Origin of the sequence: Gottfriedia sp. NPDC058432 (genome assembly GCF_042721555.1) — a bacterium.
Lineage (GTDB): Bacteria > Bacillota > Bacilli > Bacillales > Bacillaceae_G > Gottfriedia.
Map to the genome: position 1 here is coordinate 209,682 of NZ_JBHXLC010000006.1, position 4,401 is coordinate 214,082.

The following is a 4,401-nucleotide window of genomic DNA, read 5'->3' on the forward strand; positions in this document are numbered from 1 at the left end:
TGATAGATGGAGCAACGAATACAGTGATTGCTACTGTTCCAGTAGGTGTTACTCCAGTTGGAGTAGGGGTCAATCCATCTACTAACCTTATTTATGTAGCAAATGAGACGAGCAATGATATTTCAGTGATTAGCGGAGCAACGAATACAGTGATTACTACCATTCCTGTAGGGGTCAATCCAATTGGAGTAGGGGTGAATCCATTAACGAATCGAATTTATGTAGCAAATAATGGCTCTAATGATGTTTCAGTGATAGATGGATTAACGAATACAGTGATTGCTACCGTTCCTGTTGGGACAGGTCCATTTGCTGTAGGTGTAAATCCTTAAATCGTCCTTTACAAAGGGTACAATTTATTTTTCTAGTTGACCTATCTTTAGTAGGTTTTATGATTACAGTAGCAAAAGCGAAGTTATGAAACTATATGGAGAGCAGAGGTTACTGGTGAATATAATATAATCCTTAAAGTTCAAATGAAATTTGCTCATAATTTATTTTGTATGAATAATGTAAGTTTAATATTATTGAACCCTACCTAAGGATAAAGCTTTTTATTATAAATTCACAAAAATTCTATAGACATATTAAGTACCATAGAACTCTGATTGAATAAAAATGTAGCGACTGCTGGTTCAAGTCCAGTTGGGATTATACTACAAAAAACCTCTTGTATAGCAAGAGGTTTTTTGTATTAAAAAGTACCTGATTTATAAGAAAACACTTTTATGGGGTAAGTTCTGTATTATTAATTGATTCAAAATGAAAATTGTAAACTGGGTGAACTTTACTGAAGGCTGGAGAGGGCAGAGAATCGTTATGCCACAAAAAGCAGAAAAACGTAATGGACTTCGAGATATAAAATCGTGGTCCGTCTGATTCTTTAAACTTCCGTATACGGAACCGTTCGTACGAGAGTCACCCCATCCTAATCAATTAAAACTTCACTTTTTTATTCTCTTAATTATTAAGTAGTAACTGCATAAATTTATTTTCATGTTCAATAGTAGTAAAATTTTTATATTTCCAATAACTCTGGATACACTTTTTAAATCGATTAAAATTTCCTAATTCGAAAGCTTTATTTGCTACTTCTAAAAGTTCATGTAGCCCTTTTCGTGCACAAAGATATAATGCATATGCATGGCGGAAATGTAAGTGTAATTGTATTTTTTTTGGTTCGTTACTAGTAGCAATCTCTTCAATAATATGCTGATAGCGATTTAATAGCTGACCGGCATCTTCTAAACGTCCTAATTTAACAAATCCTTCCAGCATAAATGGTAAGCCTATAAAAATGTAGTCTCTTCCTTCATACCAGGCAAGGTATTGATCTAAATACTCAAGCTGTCCAAATTCAATATATGTGACTAAACGATTTCCTGTTGCAAATTCGGCATGAAGTTCACTAACTTGAGCAGTCCGCTCGATAAGTTCTAATATTTCATTTAATGTACCACCCAAACGTCTTAATACAATCGACTGGATCATTAGAGCCTCTGCATACCAAATTCCTTCTATAGCTATTTGCTCCAATATCCTTGCATAATCTAAGGCTTTGGCCCAATCTTCACGATGAACATACGACCATAAGCCGTGTTATAATCCACGTCATGTTAATGTTGGTCGATAATACACCTCCGAAAGTGACGTTAGATCGACCACCTGGTTTGTATCAAATCAGTGATGATGAATATACAGTGGAAGAGGGGTATGATCCTGCACTTTGGATTCACGGTCATATTGATTTGAGACCATGTGTTGATAATCATGTTGTCTTATTATCTGTTCAATTAATTCAAATTTCTCGGCTTTTGTTAACGTTTCTTTTTCTTCGCCGCCTGCCGTTCTAGTTCGTCGAGCTTTTTTAAAAACTCTACCTCTGCCTCAAGAAAAGCTATTCGTGCTTCAGCTTTCTTTAATTTTTCTTCTGCTGTTTGAACCTTTGAAGTAGGTCTTCCGGTTGAACCTTTCCCTCGTCTTTCTGTATAAAAACCTTCTTCTCCATAGATTTTATAAGTAGTTCTCCAGCGTTCTAAACATTGACCTGGTTTATCTTTACCTATCATTTCTATATCAAATCCATTTTCAATAAAGATTTGAAGAGGGCCTTTTCCTTTGAGATTTTCTAATACAGCCTTTAATTTAAACTCTGGTTTATAGCTTATTGAACGATCTGATACTTTAATCACATTACTATTTTTTTCAAGTTGTTTTATTTGAAAACTACTAAAAATAATTTTACTCATTTTTCCCCGACCTCATCTATTTATATTTTTATTATAAACGGGATTTGAATGTCGAGGACATAAAAATACTCGAATAATAGACCCTTTTTTTTAAGTGTCTATTATTCGGGTAACAATTCATTTTTGAAACTGCTTACTTTTTTTATTTACAAAAAGAATTATTAAACTTTCATAAACTATGAAAACAGTTTTTATCCGAATATGATAGACAGGTAACAAAACATGGGTGATTAAGATATAGTAAGCAAGGGAATTGGAACCGCTTTCTACAATTATTTGAACGATTGGTATAACAATGGATTCATTCGAGATTATAAAACTATTTTAGGAGGGTTAAAAATGCAAATTCCAATAAAGAAAACGCTTGATAAAATTCCAGGTGGTCTGATGGTTGTTCCACTTTTTTTAGGAGTATTAACGAATACCTTTTTCCCGCAATTTTTACAAATTGGAAGTTTTACAACGGCATTATTTAGTAAAGAAGCGTCATCTACTATTTTGGCGTGTTTTATGTTTTTAATTGGTTCACAAATTAATTTCAAATTGGCACCCAAGGCATTAAAAAAAGGTGCAATATTATTAACAGGAAAATTTATAGTGGGTGCAGGTATAGGTTTAACTGTAGCAATGCTTTTTGGGCCTGCCGGAATATTAGGTTTATCACCATTAGCGATCCTTGCAGCGTTATTAAATGCTAATGGTGGATTATATGCATCTCTTGCTTCATCATATGGTGACGAAACCGATGTAGGCGCATATGCGTTATTTTCTTTAAAAGATGGTCCATTTTTCACATTAGTTGCACTAGGTGCATCTGGACTTGCCACAATTCCTTTTCAAACACTTATAGGAGTATTAATTCCAATTGTAATAGGAATGATTTTAGGAAATATTGATTCTGATATGAGAAAGTTCCTTGGAAGCAGTAAATTATTATTAATCCCATTCTTCTCATTTCCATTAGGTGCAGGAATGAATTTTTCAACTATTATAAAAGCGGGAGGTCCTGGCATATTACTAGGATTAATAGCTGCATTCACTGGAATTGGAGCTTACTTACTTTTAAAGTTATTTAAAGAAAATCCGATCGTTGGTTTAGCAACAGGGTCAACTGCAGGGAATGCTGTAGCTACACCAGCTGTTGTTGCTGCAGCAGATCCAACCTTAGCTGCAATAGCACCAGGAGCTACTGCACAAGTTGCAGCAGCATGTGTAATATCTGCAATAGTCTGTCCTATTATTGTTAATTATGTATTTAAAATGTCCGAAAAGAAAAAAGCTAATAAATCAATTGCAAGGGCATCCTGACAATAAAATAAAAATCTACTGTTTTCCTGGCTAATATGCTTCCGAAGCCTTGAAGCCAATTTGAAAATGTAACAAGTACAAAGCAGTCAGTGGTTTCACTTACTGCTTTTTTTAGTTACAAAAAAGGGTATTTAGTTAAAAAAATAATGAGATAAGGAAAATTTTATTAAAATGGTTGCGTTAGGAATAGCCATTTTAAGATAGAAGGAAGGAAACATCATGAATGTACATGAGAATGTTATTATAACTACAATAAAAGGAAAAGAAGTTCTCACCAATCCTTTTTTGAATAAAGGAACAGCTTTTACGAAAGAGGAAAGAGAAGAACTTGGACTTGAGGGTCTGTTACCGCCACAAGTAATCACCCTTGATGAACAAGTGAATAGGGTCTATGAACAATATTCATTGCGGACGACTAATCTGTTCAAAAACGGGCTGCTTTATGATTTATATAACCGTAATGTTGTCTTGTTTTACCGTCTTTTGAAAGATCATCTGGCAGAAATGCTCCCAATCATCTACACTCCTACTGTTGGCGATGCAATTCAGTCATACTCCCATAGATACCGTCGCCCAGATGGCTTATATCTTTCGATTGATAATCCTGAGGGTATTGAAAAGGCATTTAATAATCTTGGAAAGCCAAAGAATGGTATTGATTTAATCGTCGTGACCGACTCTGAAAGCATTCTTGGTATTGGGGACCAAGGGGTAGGCGGTATTAATATTGCGATTGGCAAACTTGCCGTGTACACGGCTGCAGTTGGTATTGATCCAAACCGTGTTCTACCAATCGTGTTGGATGTTGGCACGAACAATCAGGCTTTGATTGCAGATCCTATGT

5 protein-coding genes are annotated in these 4,401 nt (G+C 34.8%); 3 read left to right on the top strand and 2 right to left on the bottom strand.

All coding sequences use genetic code 11. The features are described 5' to 3' along the window. A partial coding sequence (locus ACFWM3_RS08795; RefSeq protein ID WP_390311081.1) for a YncE family protein occupies positions 1 to 332 on the top strand: 332 nt, incomplete at its 5' end. A 628-nt stretch (positions 333 to 960) separates the two neighbouring features. On the opposite strand, the gene ACFWM3_RS08800 is transcribed toward ACFWM3_RS08795, so the two are convergent. Further along, a complete protein-coding gene (locus ACFWM3_RS08800; RefSeq protein ID WP_390311082.1) occupies positions 961 to 1,491 on the bottom strand; it encodes a hypothetical protein in 531 nt (176 codons plus the stop codon). 326 nt (positions 1,492 to 1,817) lie between these two features. Further along, a complete protein-coding gene (locus tag ACFWM3_RS08805) occupies positions 1,818 to 2,249 on the bottom strand; it encodes an HTH domain-containing protein (protein WP_390311083.1) in 432 nt (143 codons plus the stop codon). Positions 2,250 to 2,588: 339 nt separating this feature from the next. Here ACFWM3_RS08805 and ACFWM3_RS08810 point away from each other — a divergent pair, with 339 nt between their 5' ends. Both ACFWM3_RS08810 and ACFWM3_RS08815 read left to right on the top strand, forming a co-directional pair. Beyond that, entirely contained in the window at positions 2,589 to 3,557 is a 969-nt protein-coding gene (locus ACFWM3_RS08810) for a 2-keto-3-deoxygluconate permease (RefSeq protein ID WP_390311084.1), read from the top strand. Between the two features lie 219 nt (positions 3,558 to 3,776). After that, positions 3,777 to 4,401, top strand: a 625-nt coding sequence (locus ACFWM3_RS08815; protein ID WP_483867260.1) for an NAD-dependent malic enzyme, incomplete at its 3' end; no start/stop codon positions are given.